Source organism: Exiguobacterium sp. QJM3NY_9 (genome assembly GCF_056173545.1).
Map to the genome: position 1 here is coordinate 57,213 of NZ_JBWBUX010000002.1, position 19,351 is coordinate 76,563.

The following is a 19,351-nucleotide window of genomic DNA, read 5'->3' on the forward strand; positions in this document are numbered from 1 at the left end:
GTCTCACGCTCCTTCATACAAAACGGGCGAATCAGCAGCACCTTCGAAATCTTCTAGTTCCTGCAGAACAATCGGATCGGCAGCGAGTCGATCCAGTAGTAGATGACGACGATCACGTGATACCGGTAGCAACAACAGAGGCTCTTCTTGCAGGATCTCAAGGAACGAATATTCGTCATATGAGACAGGGATGTCGTATCGCGCTTGATGAATCAAGACTGTGACGTGGGTCGGTTGCAGTTCGAGAAACGTTGCGAGTGTGAAAGCTTCCAGTCGTCTCATTTGTGGGTCATCCTTTCCTCATCCGAATGCTTATGTTGCTTTCGTTGGTCAATCCGTGATTTGACGGCCGTCTCCGCTGTCTCAAGAAACGAAGGACGGTATTCTGTCGTCGGGATGATATCCTCGATGCTTTCCGTCTGCATTAAGGCTTGCACCAGTTCAATCAATACTTGTGTTTGAAGGTCTGTCTGTTGGACGCTCTTTCGTAACGGAAAGAGACTTTTTGTGATTTGTTCATCCCAGAACGTGGTCAATTCTTGTTCGATCTGTTTTGATACGGAACGACTGATATAGTTCAAATCCCATTGCTTCTTGATCATCTCTTGATAGTCACGGATGATGTGATCGATTGCCGGACCAATCCCGGACAGTCGTTCCCGCTCACGATACTCCTCTAAAAATTCAGCGGTCACGGGACTCATTCGGACTCGGACTTGCTTCGTCTCTTCCATTCCGGTTCACCTTACCTTTCGTATTGGACTTCCTGTTCGAGTTGTTCAAACGCACGTTGATTCTTGATGTGGTCCCATTCATCGTTCATGTGTCGTCCGATTCGATAGAGCGTCTCTTGCATGATCCGTTCACGTCGAAAAGCCGACTGGATTCTTTGTTTGGGTTCGGATGCAGCTTTCTTCGCAAGTTTCTGAGGTGGCTTGGACGACTCACGTATCTCGGACAGGACGGCATTTCCCATCCGTGTGTAGAGATCCTGTTCTTTCGTCTTTCGATAAGCCGATGCTTGGGATGCCGATCCATAACTCCGCTCGTAGAATGCGACCTCGGTATCGAGTTGTTGTTTAAATTCGCTATGCTCTTTCTCGAAGTAGGTCGCAAGATACGTGTCAGTAAATTGATTGAGTGAAGGACGCAGTTCGTGCATGCCGTTCATGTTGTAATACCACTGCCGCTTGTCGTCCGGTAATTGTTTCTGAATCGTTTTGTACTGCCGAACGAGTTCTGGGTGCAGGATCCAATTCGAAGCGGACGTCGTCGAACGATTTCGTTTGTGGGCTAGGACTTCTTCCCGGATGAAGGTATTTAGTTTCTCTTGTTCACGTGTCCGATCGGCAAGTGTATGGAAGACTTGTGCTTTCATCTTCTCGATCGTTTTCGGTTTTCGTTTACCGCGTTCGCGTGGCTGTATTGTCTCAACTGTTGCAATATGGACGTGGATGTTATCCGTGTTGTAGTGGATCGCTGCGGTCCATGTCGCGTGCAGCATCTGTTCCTTTTCGATCATCAAATTGGTGGCATTCCTTGTCGCCTGCATCAAACGTTGCTCATCGATGTAGTGATTTTCTTTCAGACCGACTTCTTGTAACCAGGTTTCGTCGAAAGAGATGACATCTTGCCACAGGATGCTGCCGTTCTCTTGTGCCCGTCGGAAGACCTCACGTAATTGCTCTCGTTCAGTCGCATTCAATCGGTCTTGCGTCGCCGTGAAGAGACCACTTGATTTCAGTTTATCCTCCATATAGTCATGGTAATTCTCGAATTGATGCGACCGTGCTTTCGTCTCCGGTCGGTCGATGTAATTGAGATACGTCGTATAGCGACGCGCACGTCGGGTTGTTTGAGGGAGTTTGAACTTCGACTTGATGATGACACCGGGAACCTTAGTCATCCTGCATCACCTCACGGAAGAGTTTGGTCAATTGTTCGAGTTCTGTTGCACTCCGCTTTAGGTGTAAGGTGTTCGCTTCGAGCTGTTGTTCGAGACGCGTGATTTGTGTCGACTGGACGCCGTCCGCGCACCATGTAGTCAGTAATCCTTTCAATAATTCTTGTCGGGAACACATCTGTTTCTCCGCTTGTTCGTCGAGTTGTTTGACGAATACGGGGTCGATGTCGCGAATCAAGAGATTCATCTGTCTTCCTCCTTCCTTTAGGAAAGTAAGTCTCGGCGTTCTAAAAAATGAAAAGATTTCCGAACAATTGCTTCGTTCCTCCTGTCATTAGAAGTGAGAAAGGTGATACCACTCAGACAAGGAACGGAGTGATCAACATGCAGTCAATGATTGAACAGAGTTATGCCCTTGGAGAAGCCGTGAGCGTCTCCTTGATCGTCGAACTTCTGAAACATATTTGCTCGAAGATGCAGCAACATGTAATGAAAAGGATTGAAAGAAGTGACGTAACTGACTCGAGTTAAGCGTTGATGAATGTTGATAGAATTGCTAAATGTGCATTGGGTTTTTAAAAGCTTAAAAACCACAAACGGTTCAAAATCGTGAAAAAGAGCATAAGGGGAAACTGCTATCACTCAGCGTGCTAGCCTAGGCGGAGCCTAGTGTTTCCTTGATATCACCAAAATCGCGAAAAGGTCACACCCTGTGCCACTAAAAATGGCATTTTGGCACGGTGTGTGCCACCTTACCATTTCAGTTCACGTGCTTTAATACGCAGTTGATCTTGTCGTTTCTCTTCTTGGATGAGTTGCTTTTTCAGTTCTGTTTGTCGTAGAAGTGCTTCTTCTTTGTCCTGCTTCAGATTGAAGATTTCATCTTCACGTTCGACTTGTTCGTCGAGTGTCAGGTCAGGTAACGTGGCTTGTTTCGTCTCGATGTCCTGTTCGATTTGTTGGATGAGAGAAGCTTGTTCCATCTGTTCGCGCTTCATTTTCTTGATCCGTTTTTGACTTTGCAGGTGCTCATCAGTGAGAAAAAGTTGCGCATAATCGTTCGCTTGTTGCGTAGAAAGTGACGTCCTTAAGACACGTCGTTGATCCATATAGAGTGATTCAACGAGTGCGTCTTCTCGTTTCGAAGCCGTCAGTTTTTCGAGTGACTGTTGAGGCTTGATGACATACAAACGGAGTGCTAGCTGATCAAAGTCGCGCGGTACGTCTTCGATTTCGAAGACGTAATGTTCATCCTGGTGATAGACGACACGAACGTGTTGCTCATCCGTCGGGCGTTCCTTATAGGCGATTCGCGCCACAAGTTTCGACGCGTAGTCTTGGGGTTGATCGAACTGGAGGCGGAGGCGCATTTGCTTCCGCTCCTCATCATGCGACCAGTCGAGAAGCATGACGGTCTGTCCATTCGTCAGCCGTTTTTCTTCACCGATGGGTGTCGCATTGATCGGTTGTTCCTCAGCAAAGAAGAGGGAAGAGAAACCGAAAAACAGTAAGCCGATCAAGAAAAACATCCCTGTTCCGAGATACAATCGCGACCAGTCACGGGTCAACGTCTTTCGTTTTCCTGTCCACATTTAAACACCCCCTGACGACTTGAGACTTTTCATCTGGTCGACGATGATGCGACCGTCTTGATGGATAAACGTCAGTTCGACTAGCTCGTTTGATGTCTCTTCATAGCCGTTTGAATCAATTGTCAACGTGCGTTTGAAGCGGACGAGACAATGTTCTGGATCGTCCCGACTTGGAAAGACTTCAATGCCCGAGACGGAGGCGGTGAACTTACTATCGCTTCCGCTACTCGCGAACAACGTCTGTTTGATGGATTCTGACATGTATTTGTCGGCTTGTCGTTTGCGTGTCGGATAGGTCTCGTCCATCCATGTAAACGCAAAGGTGATGAAGCGTTCCGCGCTCTTAGAGATGGTCGAATCGTGCTCTTGCTCCTGTACGTCAGTGGGAACAGGAGAGTCCATCGTGGTCGTCTCTGGTTGCGAATCTTTTCTGTTTTTCTCTGTTGTCATGTGCGGTCTCTCTGATGCCGACGAACGGTATTGATAGACGTTGGCACTGACAGACAGTAACAGACAGAACAACACGAGCCACAGGAGATGACGACTCGTCAATGCCATGTTGCATCCCTCCTTATAGAGAAAAGAGTGGTGCCGGATCAATGTGTCCGGACCAATCACTCGTCTTGAATTCGATGTGCAGATGGTTCCCGGTCGAACGTCCGGTTGAACCACACATCCCGATCGCTTGCCCGGCTTCAATCTTCTGCCCCGTCTTGACTTGGCGTGCGGAAAGGTGGGCGTAGGCGGTGATCCATTCTCCTTGTTTGATCTGAATCAGTTGTCCATACGGTCCGCGTAAGCCGCTGTAGGTGACGGTACCGGAGCGGACGGCGTGGACCGTATCGGTATCGTGGCAGCTGAAGTCGATTCCCGTGTGGACGTCCGTCTTTCCGAAAACGATCCGTGATCCGAATCCCGACGTCATCTGAAGCGGGATGTCGAGGGGGGCATGTAGCGTCCCTTTGATGGGTCCTGTCTTGCCTTCCGCCAGTACCGTCGGCGTCAGATAACGAAGGACGGCATCGACATATTCGATGTCGCCATAACAGGCTTGATGTTCAATCGCACTTGGACGATGGCACTGATAGATGCCACTCTTCTTGACACGTTGGTACATCATCTGTGAAAAGGAGATTGCGAGTTGTTTCGTGTAGCGTCCACCGTTCTCTTGGACGTAATCGATGAAGCCACCCCCGAAGTTGTAACTCTGGAGCGTCAATTTGACGTCTTGGTTCGCTTGTCGAAAGACCGATACGAAGTGTTTCACGCCGTAGCGAATGCTCTCATCGGGAGAAGTGATACAACCAATCCGTCCGCATTTGGATTCACTGGCTTGCATCGGATCGTTCCCGCGTCCGCCGCTCTCCTGCATCATCAACGCAAGGACGACGTTCGTCTGTCCTTCGAGTTGTTCCTTCTTTAATTCACGCGCGATCACCTCGCGATATTGCAGAACATCATCACTGACTTGCAGGCTGGTATCCGAATAAGCGATCGGTGTCTCGGTCGCCTGATCGTTCTCGATTCCGATCAACGTATCGAGAATCCCTGCGACGATGATGATCAGGAGCAACAATAGTAGCGCGATACCAAGCGCAATCAAACGATACTTCAAGGTCAGGAGTCGCCACTTCATCCGGACGGCGACACGTGCCGATTGCCGGACCGTACTCCACATCAGGCACCACCTCCGAACAAGGTCAGCTCCTCGGGTGAGACATCGACATCGAAAATCAACGTCTTCACACCGGAGACGCTGAGGACAATGCGACCAGTTTCGAGTGATGGAATCAACCGAGTCTCACTCTCCGTCAACTGACCATCGAAGACGGTCTGGACTGTCGGGATGCTCTCGGCATCCTGCTCGCCGATGAACTTATACTGCGTCAGCTGGAACAGTGTCTTGACGTTCTCCGCGTTCTCCGACTTCGAACCGGTCGGAACAAAGTCCGTGATTAAGTGCGAGGCGAAGAAGATACCACCGAAGTATTTCCGCGCTTCGCGCATGAACTGTTGCAGGTATAGAATAGCCGGTTGGGCGATGTCACGCGTGTTGATCAGGTGGTGTGCCTCATCAATGACGATCAAATACTTGAAGGCATCCTCAATCAACAGCTCCCCCTGGTTGTAACTGCGCAGTTGTCCAGCACCGTTGAGGATCATCCCGTCCCACAGCATGTTCATCAGATTGAAGACCTGTGCCTGAAAGATTTCGTCCTTCAGGTTCGTCAGGTTGCGTAGTGGAAACGAAACGATCGCTTCCTCATCGAACCGCTCAATCGAAGAATGCCCATCAAAGATGTTTCCGTAGTTATGGACAAGATTCGTGATGGCGAGTTCGATGTTCTCTAGCCGTCTGACACGATTCGTGCTGATGGTCTCGCGGATCGATGTCCGTGTTGCATCGACATATAACTCTGAACGAACAAGCGTCAAAAAATCGGAGAAGATGGGATAGGTGTTCGCTGGATGCGTCGTGATCGGGGCGTCACCGTCCTCGTTCCAGAGCCCTTTTTCAAGGTAGAGTTGACGAAGCAGAATCTCGAACTCGTTCGCTTCTTCCTGGGAGGCTGCCGGATTGATGTAGTGATAGAAGACCGCAATCTTCGACAGGTGTTGCATGAACGAGAGTGCTTCATCCGCAGAGCCGTCGGCATGCGTGACCGTCTTATAGACATGCAGCGGATTGATCCGCCCGGCGGAACCGTCGAGTGCGATCTCTTTCCCACCAAGTTGCCGCACGAGGTCGGAGAATTCCCCCGTCACGTCCAAGATGCGGACATGATTGCCTTTGATCGCTTGATCGAGGACCGTTTTCTTGAGTAATGTCGATTTGCCCGATCCCATCTTGCCGATCATCAAGGCATTATAGAACTTCCGTTGTTTATCCTTATGGAACAGATCAAAGATGACGCTCCCGTTCGTGTCGGTCGTCCCGTAATAGGTACCGGTCGGATCCTGCAGCGACGTGAAGTGGAACGGATAACCACCTGCGATCGAGAGCGAAGGAATCTCTTTGCCCCGACGATGGTTCGGCAGTTTTTGCTGTTGCTCATAGCTGAGGAACAGGCTCTGCCATTCCCACTCCTGTTCGTTGAGGAAGACAGCAGCGCGGAAGTTCCGTGCTTCGAGTTCCTCCATCACATCCTGGACTTGTCGTTCGAGTGCTTCGAGTGTCTTCGCTTTGACGTAGAGTCGGAGATGCAAGTACTTCATCGTCTCACCCTGCGTGATCTGTTCGTAGAGTTCGTTCAGTTCTTTGTACGTCTCGCGCGCATCAATCCGGGCGACATTATCTTTCGCATTCTCGAAGCGCGTATTCTGCTCGGCCATCGACTTATTGATCGTCCGGATCATCTCTCGCTTGTCCGCTGTCCCGATGTCGAGCGTCGTCAGGACACCGGGCAGGTTAAGGATTGGCTCGAGCCAGAAATCATAGACGGTCGACTGATACTTATAGACATGGAGGCAGGCGAGATAACCGTCACCGGTCCGGACATAGTTCGGTTCGAAGCGTAGTCCGCCTTGCGGCTGGATCGCTTGGACGAATGTCGGATTGTAGCCGTCCTGTTGTTTGATCGTATCCGGATCTTGCTTCCGTAGAAAACGCGTACGCCACATGATGCCATCACTCCTTTCCGTCCTGGGTTGGTTTCGTATTCGGGTTGTGCAGTTGGAACAATACATGGATTTTCTGCTCGATCGTCAGTTCGACCATCGGGTTGCTGCGTCGAAGGAGTTTCGTCAATTGATGCTTCCGTTCCCGAAGCATCGCCTCGTCCGGAGCATAAAATAAGAGGAGATAATCGCGATTCGTGCGATGCTCCTCAAGGTAGATCAGTTCTTGTTTCTTCTTTTGAAGAAACGGACGATAGGCGGCAATCTGATTCTGTCGTAGCTGTCGTTCGATCCGTTGTTTCTGTTTTTCTAGATTAAGCGGTGTATTGAGCGGAATTACCTTCAATGGATGGACATACGCCTGTAAGAGATAGGCGAGGGAGAAGATGTCATGGTCCTTCTCCGTCTCAGATAGTCCGTAAATATCCTTTGAAGTCAGTTGAATGATGTCGCAAAACGTCCCGTCCTGCATCTCGAAAACATCGAGCGCTGTTGAGTCGATAATCGGCAAAATGGAGGCGACAGACGATGGGATGCGGACACACTTCTCCTTGCGTGCTGGTGGTGTCGTCAACTGAACCTCATCGAGCCAGGTGATATCGTTCGTAGGACTTGTTTTCAATCGTGTATCTTCCGATAAACTCATCTGATCACGCTCCTTTCGAAGATTCATTCCGGTCGGCCAACGCGATATAGGTGTCTTTCTTCTTGATGAGTGCGTAATAGAGCACGTGGACCATCCGCTTTTCCGGATTCGTCGTCGGTCGGATGACGAGAAAGAGTCCGAAGCCAACGAGGAAGCACGTGAACGGGAGATGCAAGATGTCCGGGATGAACGGCAGGGCGATTAAGCGGACGATGATTAAGGCGACGAGGAACAGTAAATCATAGAGATAGAGCATCTTGTTGATTTTCAGTTCGGTCGTGACTTCGTTCGGAATCCGGTATTGGCGCTGTTGCATGTTCTCACTCCTTTTTCGGATCTAGACGCGGAACATCTGTTGAGTACATCCGGGACGATTCCTGCGTCACGCGCGTCTGGGCTTGTTCGACATGCTTGAGTTCTTTTTGTGTCGTAGTCTCAAGTGTCTGATAGATTGATTTTCGCTGACGCTGCGTTCCGGATGACGTCTCCTGCGGCGATTCACTGATGGATGGTGAGTCACTGGAAGAGCTAGACAAGGTGATGCTCGGAGACACATTCTCTGTTGTTTCGACAGAATGAGCGGATGTACTAGTAGTCATTTTGTCGAATGGTGTCGAATTCGCTGAAGAAGTAACAGGATTGCGATTTACTTCGGAAGTCTGTGGAGACTGTGTGACCTGATGAGATGTCGTAGGCGTTTCAGGCGCTTCGAACTCATCAGGTAAAGTAACCTGTTGTTCATTCGACGACATATTGTACATTTTCGGTTGCGTAGCAGGTATTGTCGATTGCAAAGTCGATGCCACAGGTTTTGCTTGTGCGTCAGAGTCTGGGCGATGTGGAACGGATTCAGGTGATGCTGCTACAGTCTGAGCCTCTTGCGCCGTACCATGCATTGGCATCTCAACTGACTCAATTTGTTGGTTCTCTGGTTCTGCTGGACGAGATGTCCGCTCTAGTACTTGTGATGGATTTGGAACACTCTCAGGCGAACGATCTGGACGACTCGCTGGTGTACCGCCATTCGGTGGCGGGTTCGGTGGCAATTTCGTACTCGCTGCTTCCGAGACAGAAGGAGTGGCAGGGCGTGATGCCATCTTCATCGTCTGACCGGCGACACGAGCGCCCACTTTCGCGGTTCCTTTCCCGACAGCATACGCACCGAGTGCGACACCCCAACCACGCTTCAGACCGGCATCAATTCCGAAGAGACGTTCGACCATATTTGGTCCATCAATCAAAGCGGCAGAGAAGGCAATCAACGCAATCAAATAGGCGAGTCCGTCCAGCGTATCGGCGAGGTATGCCGTTCCAATCGTATAGAGTTTGATCGAAACGAAGATCAGAATGATGACGAGAAAGGTATTCAAGATGCTTTGAATGACCTTCTTCGTCTTTTGTCCGCTGTGTAGATCAGCAGGCGCCACTAAAATCGCCAAGACATAATTAAAAGCCAACTCGAACGAGAGTCGAGCCAGCTTGTAGGCAATCGAGAAGAGGGTGAAGCCCATTACCCCGAGCGTGACGAGGATCGTCAGCCAATTCGGGTGATACCGGTAGTAATATTGGTTGTTCCATTCAACGCCACTTTGATCTAATTCAATGTCAGTCATTTCTTTCCCATTCCAAGCTAGCTTATTTTGTGAAATGTCTTCACCTTCTTTACTCAATCGGTACTCATTGCTATCAAATACATCATTGATGTCTATATTCTTGATTTGACTTGCTGGAACGGAGTTCGGGGTTTTAATTTTCGTATCTTCGAAAGCGGTTTTATCGTACTCTACTAAATCATGTAAATTTTTTTGAAGTACTGATTGCGATAAGGTATGATCATGATTTTCATACATGCCATCTTGATTGAAGCTTGTAATGGCAGTGTCCGTAAATTCACTTGTTTTTATCATCGTAGGAGATAGTAACCCTAAAACTAACAGCGTGATGAACAGATTGATTAAAAAGCCTTCTCTATCAAATTTTTTCTGAAAAATTATCAAGTAACCGGTAAATAAAAAGCTACCAGCTAAAATAACATATAAAAATGGTTGAATCGTCTGAACGAATTCAACCACTTGAGGATTATTAAAGAATGTTTTTAAGAGAAGAATATCGTTCGTAATTTGTTCAAGACCATCGATGATGAAGGAGAGACCTCTAACGAAAAGCCAACCGACAGAACGAAGTGCATCGCTTACCAAATCACTGATGCTCAATAGGTCTTGAAATTCTTCAAGTTTGGATGATAAGTCTCCATTAGCCATGATGGTCCTCCCTTCTCTATCTACTTTTAATCAATGAAAGAGGTTACTTCATCTTCGAGCGTTTTGCCACTTAAAGTAGTGAGATCGAGAGAACTCACTACTTTACCATCCTGTAGTTTGTACAGACGACCACCCTTTAATTCTCCATGTTCATCTGTTGCACGATCTTCTAAGTCTTTCCCGTTAGGTTGAAAAGGATTAAACAACTTTACTTGTACTTCCTCCTTTTCGGCGACTTCTTTCACTTTATCTACATAAGACTCAAATTCTGCTTTGCTGTCGCTATCGACAAGTATGAACTCATTTTTATTACTGTCTTTCAACTGATCTATTTCTTTTACAGAGACTTGTTTGAAAGACTGCGCTTCACTCTGTTCACTACAACCGACTAAAAGTAACGCAGAGGAAATCAATAGTCCGGAGAGTACTCGTTTCGTTTGCATGCCTCCACCCCTTTTCCTATGATGACACTTGTTCCGGACCTGTCAGGTCATCATTGCTGACGTGGACCCGGAAATCGAATGTGTCTATAAGCGTAACAGTTTTTCGGTCGCCTGAGTCTGGGTCTTCTTCCTCAAATACGACTAAAAAGCCATCTTGGGTTTGGATGTTTAATACTTCACCACGACGGAGGCGCTTCTTGTTCTCCTTGATGATGGTCGCGATGACCCGGAGTTCGCGCTGGACGCGTTCGGTGCGTGTCAGTTCTGTCATATGATGCCCTCCTTAGACGCCATGACGAAGTTTCTCGAGTCGTTTACTGATGATCGTCTTCAAAAAGTGGCGCTGGTTGTCCGTCACAGGAATCGTTTTATCGGTGATGCCTTGCTCGAACGCTGTGATAGGTAGCGTGTCGTATTCTGTTGTCTCGAAGATGGAGCGGAGGATTTTCGGTTGCAGGACATCACAGACACGCCATTCTGTTGCATCAGATGTCTCCTCATCCGTCTCAATGCTCTTCGATGCCACTGAGGGACCGAGTTGGAACGGGATTCGGAGCGTATTCAGGTCGAGATGGGCATGCGCGCATGGAATCACGAGATCGTTGATGGAACGTTCTGTATTAAAGTCATCCGCTAAGTATTCATAGCGGTATTTCATCGCCGTCCGTCCAGTCAGGAAGAGGGGATAGGACTGGATCCGTTTCTGTTGTTTATCTTGTCGTTTGATGACACGGATGATCAGCATCTCGCCTTCCTTCAGCCCCATCACTTCTGTTGCCGTCAGCAAGCGCCGGCCATCCACGCTTTCCGTCTTCGATTTCGAGAGTGAGAAGGTCTGTCCGGAACGCGACTTCGTGACAATCGTCTGTTCGCCGAGCTTCTTCGAAATCAATTCCGCCGTCGATTCGTCTGCCGTCAACAAGTAGTGCGTATTCCCACAGTTCCCATCGATTGTCTTCCAATCCTCCCCGTACAGATTCTCGAGTTGGGCGTAGGACTGGATGATGAGGTTGAAGCGGATGTTCCGACCGAGACAGACGGTGATGATGTTCGCCATTCCTTCGATCGCCGGCATGTTCCCGAATTCGTCGAGGAGAAAGATGACTTGGCGTTCACACCGTCCACTCGTCGCTTGCGAAGCGACGCGAGCCAGTGAGGTATAGACTTGTTTGACGTACAGCGAGGCGATGACATTCAACGTCGGATCATAATCTGGGACGATCAGGAAAACAGCAACTGGACGCGGGTGCTGGCGAATCTCCCGGATGTCGATCGGAGCATCAGTGTTCCAATCGAAAATACCGTTTACATCGTCCTTCCAACCCGAGAGAGTCATCGTATAGGTGTGCTGTTCACTCTCCACTGTGATGTCAGAACCGACATCGATTGCTTCTTCGTGATGCAGCACGAAACTCCCATCGTCGTCCGTCGTCAAGGCGAGCTCTTTTCCGCTTGGGAAGTGGAATGTCAGCCGCGACAAGGGAAGCGCACGTCCGCGGATCCAACGGTTGAAGCCGATCAGTTTCATGTCGAGTGAGTTTTGTGCCGTCAGTCGTGCCGTCGCATCGAGCGTGAAGATACCGAGCTTGGCATTCGTGTTCGCCAGGATACTGGCGCGCGTCTGGCCACCGGAGAAATGAAGCGTCGCATACTGCATGCGTGCCGGATGATTCTCTGGGAACGCCGCGAAGAAGGCGTCGAGTGCCGATTGTTCCTGTCCGATATCATCCGTGATCGTCCGAGACCCGAGATCTGACAGCATCAAGGCGACGTTATACATCGAGATCTTCTCCGGTTCGTGTTTGGCTTGTTCGCATAATCCAAGAATCAAGGCGGTACAGAGGTCCGTCGAGGAGTTGCTCCAAAACGGGTCTTTTGCCTTTGGATCATGATAGAGCATGTAGGCGACCGATCGCGCATATTGTTGGGCGAGGGAGTAGTTCTCGTCCAGATAGGCGTCGATCGTCAGCTGCAACAGGTTATAGGACATTGATTGCGACAGATTCATCAGATTCAGGACTTCGACCTGATAGCCGCGTGCCTCGAGTGTCTCTTTGGAGGCAGCGAAGAGTTCACCTTTTGGATCATTGATGATCAGGCTCGCTTGGCGTTCGGCACGACTGTAGAGGTCAATCGTCGAGAAGACAAACGTCTCGCCCTTCCCAGAACGAGTCGTCCCGATGACGAGATTGTTGACGGCACTGTCATCGATGTAGAGACGGTCACGGTAGCGGCCGACCGGGACACCACCGGATCCGCTGTATGTCTCCTTACGGTCCGGCACATCACGATATTGTTGTTTCAGCTCTTGGAACGTCGTGAAGCGGGCACTTCCTTTTTGAGCTGCTTTGAGATCGCGGAAGTTGAGCCAATACTTCAATAAGAGAAACCCTCCAAGCAGGAAACAGACACCAAAGATTGCGAAAGCGAGGGAAGATGACCAGGCGAGCGTCGTCCACCAACTCGGATCGTATTGAAGTGGGGAACCTGTCGTCAACTTTCCGTCCTGAAAGAGATTTTGGACGGTCTGCTGCAGGAACTGAAACGCCACATTGAGTACTAAGAACAATACAAGGGGTAAAGCAATCAAAAAGGCAAGGCATCGCCACAGCCAAGCGGAGGTAGCGAGAGAGCGAAGTGAGAAGTTCATCATTATTTCAGTCACCATACTTTCATTAAAGAAGAGAAGAAGCTTGTCTATGCTTCGCTTCGAGCGACTCATTCAGCTTCTCGAGCTCTTTTTTGTCCGTCTTCTCGGATAACTGTCGTTTTTGATCCTCGAGTGCTTGAATCTCGTCATCTAACTGGACGAGTGTTGCTACTTGCTGTTTCAATTCTTCGTTTTGAACCAGCTTGACGCTTTCTTGTGCCTTCGTCACATCTTTCAACGCGATGTAGGCACGTGTCTTCGCTTCCTTACGTACGGTCGTCATCTCGACGTCCGGGATGGAGACCGCACGTTTATAGTCTTTCTTTAGGATGGCGAGATCGAAGACCCCTTCATCCGTCGGGTGGACCGCTTGGAATGCTTGCAGTGTCTCTTGACGGTCTGTTGTGAATGTCTTCGACTGCATGATGATCGTCTCGACATCGATCGGATCGTCCGTCACAGCAACCGCCTGATCGTAGTCTTGCTTTTCGACATACTGCGTGATGAGAAACTGTTGTTGTTCGTTGTTCAATGACTTTTGTTTTTCCAGACGTTGCATGAGCGGCTCTGTCTCTCCAGTCAACGCTGCTTCATAAAGCGGCTGCCAATCTGATGTTGCTGCTTGGACACCACTTGGTGGATCCGGCTGTACAAGTTGGACAACGGATAGCGTACCGAGGAGCAACAGACTGACACCACTGACGCCATAGACGAGACGGCGCTGTCCGCGACGTAAACGGGAGACGTGTGTCGTATCCGGATGTTGCTGAATTGCTGACGTCGTCATCGTCTTGTAGGATTCCGGCGTCAAACGTTCCAGATTCTCGAGTAATAGGATCTTTTTCGTCGCATCCTCCTTTCGGATCCGGATGCGTGGAATTCTTTCTTTCAGTTGCAAATAAAGATTCGGATAGATCGGATCACCAAACTGAAATATTCCTTTGTAAACGATCTGGTCAGCATCGTCAAAGATTCGGAACTCACTCGCAAACCGTTCGTTCGCTTGCTGGGCTTCTTGATGAACTTGGGTGGATAATAAAAGCGCCTCCTCGTATGGGAGACGCTCATAGTTCGGAAAGCCTTCTTTTGGTACGTCGGTAAAACGGACAAAGAGCATACATTCTCCTCCTTTGAAGCGAAACATCGTAACGAAAGCAATAAAAAAGCCATCCAGTTTGGAATGACGGTCTGTTTAATAGCTTGTTCAATTAGAATTTGATGTTGTCGTTGACCATCTCCGCCAACGTGAAGGCACCCATGACGATGATCAGGCCGACGGCACCGCCGACGAGCCAACCAACTGCTTTCGAACGTCCGCGATCCCCACCAAAGATAAAATAGAATCCACCGACCGCGAAAGCAATCGCTGCCGCGATGACGGCAAGTCCTTGAAAGAACTGGAGTAAGCTGAGTCCTGTCTCATTCAATCCCATCTGTTTTCCTCCTTTCAATCCCGTGACGTAGCTACAGGCGATGTGAAGTTCAGTTTCGAGTCGAGCGCTTCTAAGATCAGTTCCTGGTTCTCTTGGATGACGAGTTGATGTTGAGCGTCGAGCCACTCCTCATAATCTTTTCCTTGGATCCGGAGTAACTTTTCGGCAAAAGTCTTATTCTGCTTCTGTTCACGTGTCGGCATAGCGTACACTCCTTCCTTGAGGTCGATGCGCAGCAGCACATCCTTAAGGACAGTCGGAGTCAAGCAAGACGGTGGGTTTAAAGCACGTTCCCCCACGAACTCTGACATCCGATATCGGACGTCTGTTTAGGGTTTTTCGGTGACCCTCAACGAATACGTGACCTGTGGGCGAGTTTTAGGCGACTCTCGCCGAACCATTTCTGCGTATATCCCGCTCATCCGGTCACAGATGAGGGACACGCCGGTATGTGATTGGAGTGACTGTCCTTAGCGATATGCTGCTACGGTCATCATTTCCTCTTGTTATTTTTTCGTGTTATTTCATAAGTAGATACGTATTCATAGATGGTTCACTGATGAACCAGTCTGCGACGTGAGACGTGAATCAACTCATCATTCGGATGCTTCCGTTTGGCGATGATCTGATTCTCACCGACGACAGTCCGGATCCGGTAATAAAGTTGGGCGATTTCTTGAGTCTCCTTGCTATCTTGTTCGATCGCAATCCGGCCATGTAGCTGGTATGTCTTGCCGTCGAATGTACGAACGGAATCCGCAAGCGGGAGTTCGGCCAGATCGAAGCGTTCGTGCTTCAGATGAGACCAATTCCGTTTCTTCTCCATCCTTAAATCGAATTCATTCCAAGGGATGGATCCTAGCGTCTGCTCGCAGGCTGTCGCAAGAATTTGAACATCGAGGATAGAGGGAAGTGAGCGATTCCGCTCGTAGGCGCTGATTGCTGCCTGTGAGATCTCTCCAAGCGTCTTTTCTGCTAACTCGACCTGACTCCAACCATGCTCTAGACGTTCCCGTCGTAGCCACTCTCCGAATCGGTACATAGCACATGCTCCTTTCCTTCGAGAACCGCTTTATTACAATGTCTTCCTGGTGATAGTTAGAATATAGCAGATTATTCCGCCAATTCAATTACTATTTTGGTGTGTCAAACATATTACGGATGTCGAATTTTGACGATACAGGTGATAGCAACAGCTTCGTAAGTGTGATGTATCAATGTAAAGAGATTGTGTCTTCAAACTGTAAACTATCTCATTCAGAAGGTCTTGAAATTACCTGGATTCAAGATGAGCTATATAATCGATTATTTGGAGGACAGTGCTTGTTTGGTTTAATTTCCTTATTTAGAGAATATTTACATTGAAAGAGAGAGAGCTAGTAAATAAAATCTATACGGAAGATGAAGCTTGACACCCCTTTATCATTGAATTCCTTAAAATCTTACAGTTTCTGAAAGATGCCATCCTACGACTTCCGCTAACGGAAGTCGTAGGATGGCATCTTTGTTTTTTAGGACAACACCGCTCTCGTTCAGCTGAAGTCGTCCATTTATTGAGTAAAGACTATAAATTCTCGAAAAAACCACTTCCCATACCAATCAAAAAACACCATCATCGCGTAGGATATAGCGATTATACCATCCGAAGTGTTTACAATTTATGAATTACCGCCGTATGATCCAAATAATCAGTAATCTCAAAATTTTCATAAATACAGCTAAAAATTACGTTCGAGATAATGCATAATGTAAACTCAATATGAAAATATTTTTTTATATGGTCAGCATCAATAAAATCATAAGGTGGCTGATAAGAATCGGGACTATAGTCAAATATAGGATATTCCCATGTAACAACGTTATTAAAGTTTAGTTCAGAGTCCCACTCAGCAGGGATTTGGTTTAAATCATTAAATCTCATCTTATATACAAACAGCCCATCATTAATACTTAATATCGTATTATGCCAATATTCTCTTTCTATACCATGGTAAACCTCTTCAAAATCAATTTTTCTATACTCAAAATCGAATTTATTACAAATTAGTACTGAAAGAATGTTATTATCCCGAGAACTATCTAAACCGTAATTATTTTTATCACTCACAAGTTTTTTGTTTTCTGCCATTTTTCTTAATGCTAACTTAAAATCTTTTTTACTTAAATTTGATTTAATTTCAAATATACCTGACACTAACTCAATAGGAAAAAATTTTGCGATGCTGTCTTCGATTAAAGGAATTTCAGGCTTATGAATAATTACATCACACTGTGTACTTACTTTGTTTTTAGAAGTAATAATAAACCCATCGGATAACGATAAATTTTTAGGTAAGATCAGTTTCAATATTTCTTTAAATGCTTGCTCTTTATAAACACCATATTCTAAAGGATGAAACAAAGAATTGTCTTTTTTAAAAATAGCATTACTATCTTGATTAAATTGATTTACAAAAACATCTATTTTTCTATGAAGTATTGCTTTGAAAATATCGCTGCCCATTTTCAACACTACTTTCTAATTAAAATAATGATGTATCAGTTTGATTGATTGAAAAAAGCGTATATTGGCATTTCTCGGTATATTTCTTTTTGTTTTTTATTAAAATAATTAAAATAGTATTCAGCTTCTCTATCATTATTTAGTAATACGTTTAAAGAAAAAAGAAGTTCTATATTATTTTTATCTTCAACAGAGGTATAAATTTTCAAATCAAGGATAGATGAAAATTCTTCTTTATTAATAGAGCCATTTTTTCTAAGATTAGTCTGCATTTTATTGACAAATATAATACTTTTTAAATCTTCGTCTTCCACATAATTTTCTAGTAGTAAAAATAAAGGTAAAATTAAATCCAAAAATCTTTTATTAAGAGTTACATCGAATGATTTTAAGCACCTTAAACAAAAATTATTTATCAATCCAAATACTAAATCAATGTTTTCTAGTTCAATTAGTTTATAGGAGTCTATTATTAATTGAAAATCCAAATTTTTTGCTTGCATTAAAGTTTCTTCCTCTAGCAATAAAAAAGGACTGATTAATACTGATTGCGGGGGCGATCCAGCAATCAATGCCATTGAAGAATTCATTAAAAAATTTTTAGTAAATGGATTTATAAACTTATCTTCTAATGAAGCTTTGTAAAAAAGTATTAGATAAACTCCACCTACATAATGCACTAAAAAACTAGGCATTTCAGGATTTTTAACCGATATTTCACTATAATCATTTGTATTAATCATTTTATTCAAGTATTTTATATCGCTGTATAAATTATTTGTATTACTAAACTTTGTATCTAAAGATACACCCAATTTCAAGAAAATATCAGCAGCTAAGTTCCAAAAATCAAGATCTTTTTTCAAATTAATCATTTGTTCTTCAAATTTAGCCTCATCGATTTCTCCGTAAAAAGCTCTAAATCGAATCACTCCTGTTTCAAATATCTTCTCTAAAATTTTAAGAACTTTTAATTGAGAATTTATTGATTGAACTTTTATAACATCAAATGATACTTTATTAGTTCTAGAATCTATCTTTATATCGATTGTATTCTCAATCTTAATACTTATTTTTTCCGAAGCATTTATTGTTATTGCAACTAAAGCTTCAACTTCACCATTAATTATTTCAATAACTTCTACACTTGGAAATGTAACTGAAGTCATGCTAACAGTTCTTAACGGTATTTCCATTCCATCTTTGATACCGTATTGATAAAAGCTATGATCGAATATTTCTGATATTGTAAAATTTTTAGGATGAAATGTAGGACTTGTTAACGTTATTTCTGCAAAATCTGTTTCTTTTAATTTATCAGACTCTATTAAAACTTTTGGCTGCAAAATCATTTGTTCAGAAAAAATCTTACACACATTGTAAAGCGTAGTGCCCTCTAATTCTCTTAGTTTGACTGAATATGTTCCTTGATGACCATAGTTTTGCTTTATTTCATATAGATCTATCAAAAGTAAATGTTTATAAAAAATCTTAGTTGTCTGATGATTTAAAACTTCAACAACAATAAGCAGACACCCACCCCTTTTATAAAAATTATTATAATGCTTCATGTTCAGCCGAAATTTTTTAGTTTTTTCACTAAAGCCAGTAACTTGAGTACCCTTAACTTGAACGGGAACCTCATTTATATAACTTTCAGCTTTTTCGCTATTATCTTCAAACACAGTAATTGATCCGTCAAATGAAGGTGCTTTATCCCCCACAGGAATATCGATTCTTAAAAAAGAACTCGGACGACTTGCCTCATTAAGAATACTGTTAACGGCCAGCCTCTCTATTTCAGAATTAGATAGCTTAGACATACTTGACTCCTTTCTAAAGCATGATTCGAATAACATAAAAAAATATTTCGTAACTAAATAACGATGTAAAATATTTGCTTATATAATCATTTTAAAGCAATTATGCTATTATAAATATCTATTTCTTTTATTTTAGGTATTATATTCACAAAACAAACCTAAAAATAATTGACAATAAGCATCCACGCGTCTCCAGTAGTTTCTAACGCTTACTCTTTTATCTCCGGAGTCCAGAATCTCACTCAGCGAGGCCAATATAAATCCAACGATAAATCGTATTAAACGAGAGTCCTTCTTTCTTGGAACAAGCATTCTTCAAGTTGTTCAGGGACCGCGTCTCTTATAACTTTTCGAGGATGTGAGCTGCTTTTTCAAGCGTGAACTTCGTCCGTACACCACATTTCTTTTTTCGCTTCAAGTAACGCTGGTTGGCATGGAAATCATCGTAGTGAGGGTTTTACCTTAGTTCTCATAAAATC

At 45.5% G+C, this 19,351-nt stretch carries 20 protein-coding genes; all 20 read right to left on the reverse strand.

All coding sequences use genetic code 11. From position 1 onward, the window contains the following. Positions 1–3: 3 nt before the first annotated feature. Entirely contained in the window at positions 4–282 is a 279-nt protein-coding gene (locus tag AC0VYQ_RS15775; protein ID WP_475404774.1) for a hypothetical protein, read from the reverse strand. Further along, positions 279–734, reverse strand: coding sequence for a hypothetical protein (locus AC0VYQ_RS15780; RefSeq protein WP_475404775.1), 456 nt, complete (start codon positions 732–734; stop codon positions 279–281). The genes AC0VYQ_RS15775 and AC0VYQ_RS15780 overlap by 4 nt, the downstream gene beginning before the upstream one ends. Before the next feature lie 11 nt (positions 735–745). Further along, positions 746–1,906: a MobP2 family relaxase gene (mobP2, locus tag AC0VYQ_RS15785; protein ID WP_475404776.1), complete on the reverse strand. Its 1,161-nt coding sequence runs from the start codon at positions 1,904–1,906 to the stop codon at positions 746–748. Continuing rightward, on the reverse strand, positions 1,899–2,150 hold the full coding sequence (locus tag AC0VYQ_RS15790) for a hypothetical protein (RefSeq protein WP_475404777.1): 252 nt from the start codon (positions 2,148–2,150) through the stop codon (positions 1,899–1,901). The genes mobP2 and AC0VYQ_RS15790 overlap by 8 nt, the downstream gene beginning before the upstream one ends. A gap of 505 nt (positions 2,151–2,655) precedes the next feature. Further along, entirely contained in the window at positions 2,656–3,495 is an 840-nt protein-coding gene (locus AC0VYQ_RS15795; RefSeq protein WP_475404778.1) for a hypothetical protein, read from the reverse strand. Next, on the reverse strand, positions 3,496–4,053 hold the full coding sequence (locus AC0VYQ_RS15800; RefSeq protein ID WP_475404779.1) for a hypothetical protein: 558 nt from the start codon (positions 4,051–4,053) through the stop codon (positions 3,496–3,498). A 13-nt stretch (positions 4,054–4,066) separates the two neighbouring features. Continuing rightward, a complete protein-coding gene (locus tag AC0VYQ_RS15805; RefSeq protein WP_475404780.1) occupies positions 4,067–5,173 on the reverse strand; it encodes a lysozyme family protein in 1,107 nt (368 codons plus the stop codon). Further along, a complete protein-coding gene (locus tag AC0VYQ_RS15810; RefSeq protein ID WP_475404781.1) occupies positions 5,173–7,116 on the reverse strand; it encodes a VirB4 family type IV secretion system protein in 1,944 nt (647 codons plus the stop codon). The genes AC0VYQ_RS15805 and AC0VYQ_RS15810 overlap by 1 nt, the downstream gene beginning before the upstream one ends. A gap of 7 nt (positions 7,117–7,123) precedes the next feature. After that, positions 7,124–7,759 (reverse strand): hypothetical protein, encoded by a 636-nt coding sequence (locus AC0VYQ_RS15815; protein WP_475404782.1) that lies wholly within the window; start codon positions 7,757–7,759, stop codon positions 7,124–7,126. 4 nt (positions 7,760–7,763) lie between these two features. After that, positions 7,764–8,075, reverse strand: a complete 312-nt coding sequence (locus AC0VYQ_RS15820; protein ID WP_214721979.1) for a DUF5592 family protein — start codon at positions 8,073–8,075, stop codon at positions 7,764–7,766. Positions 8,076–8,079: 4 nt separating this feature from the next. Then, positions 8,080–10,020 carry a pLS20_p028 family conjugation system transmembrane protein gene (locus AC0VYQ_RS15825; protein ID WP_475404783.1) on the reverse strand — a complete coding sequence of 647 codons (1,941 nt, stop codon included), beginning with the start codon at positions 10,018–10,020 and terminating at the stop codon, positions 8,080–8,082. 26 nt (positions 10,021–10,046) lie between these two features. Beyond that, positions 10,047–10,463: a hypothetical protein gene (locus AC0VYQ_RS15830; protein ID WP_475404784.1), complete on the reverse strand. Its 417-nt coding sequence runs from the start codon at positions 10,461–10,463 to the stop codon at positions 10,047–10,049. Between the two features lie 16 nt (positions 10,464–10,479). Continuing rightward, positions 10,480–10,734 carry a hypothetical protein gene (locus tag AC0VYQ_RS15835; protein ID WP_088838321.1) on the reverse strand — a complete coding sequence of 85 codons (255 nt, stop codon included), beginning with the start codon at positions 10,732–10,734 and terminating at the stop codon, positions 10,480–10,482. A 12-nt stretch (positions 10,735–10,746) separates the two neighbouring features. Beyond that, the gene (locus AC0VYQ_RS15840) at positions 10,747–13,116 is read right to left on the reverse strand and encodes a VirD4-like conjugal transfer protein, CD1115 family (RefSeq protein WP_475404785.1); all 2,370 of its coding nucleotides are present in this window, start codon (positions 13,114–13,116) and stop codon (positions 10,747–10,749) included. A gap of 22 nt (positions 13,117–13,138) precedes the next feature. Then, positions 13,139–14,230, reverse strand: a complete 1,092-nt coding sequence (locus tag AC0VYQ_RS15845) for a hypothetical protein (protein WP_475404786.1) — start codon at positions 14,228–14,230, stop codon at positions 13,139–13,141. 91 nt (positions 14,231–14,321) lie between these two features. Then, positions 14,322–14,546, reverse strand: a complete 225-nt coding sequence (locus AC0VYQ_RS15850; protein WP_050678812.1) for a hypothetical protein — start codon at positions 14,544–14,546, stop codon at positions 14,322–14,324. A 14-nt stretch (positions 14,547–14,560) separates the two neighbouring features. Beyond that, positions 14,561–14,749, reverse strand: coding sequence for a hypothetical protein (locus AC0VYQ_RS15855; protein WP_188005537.1), 189 nt, complete (start codon positions 14,747–14,749; stop codon positions 14,561–14,563). Between the two features lie 350 nt (positions 14,750–15,099). Continuing rightward, a complete protein-coding gene (locus tag AC0VYQ_RS15860; RefSeq protein ID WP_475404787.1) occupies positions 15,100–15,588 on the reverse strand; it encodes a helix-turn-helix domain-containing protein in 489 nt (162 codons plus the stop codon). A 609-nt stretch (positions 15,589–16,197) separates the two neighbouring features. Further along, positions 16,198–17,049 carry a DUF6602 domain-containing protein gene (locus AC0VYQ_RS15865; RefSeq protein ID WP_475404788.1) on the reverse strand — a complete coding sequence of 284 codons (852 nt, stop codon included), beginning with the start codon at positions 17,047–17,049 and terminating at the stop codon, positions 16,198–16,200. Between the two features lie 35 nt (positions 17,050–17,084). Further along, entirely contained in the window at positions 17,085–18,872 is a 1,788-nt protein-coding gene (locus tag AC0VYQ_RS15870) for a hypothetical protein (RefSeq protein ID WP_475404789.1), read from the reverse strand. Between the last annotated feature and the right edge of the window lie 479 nt (positions 18,873–19,351).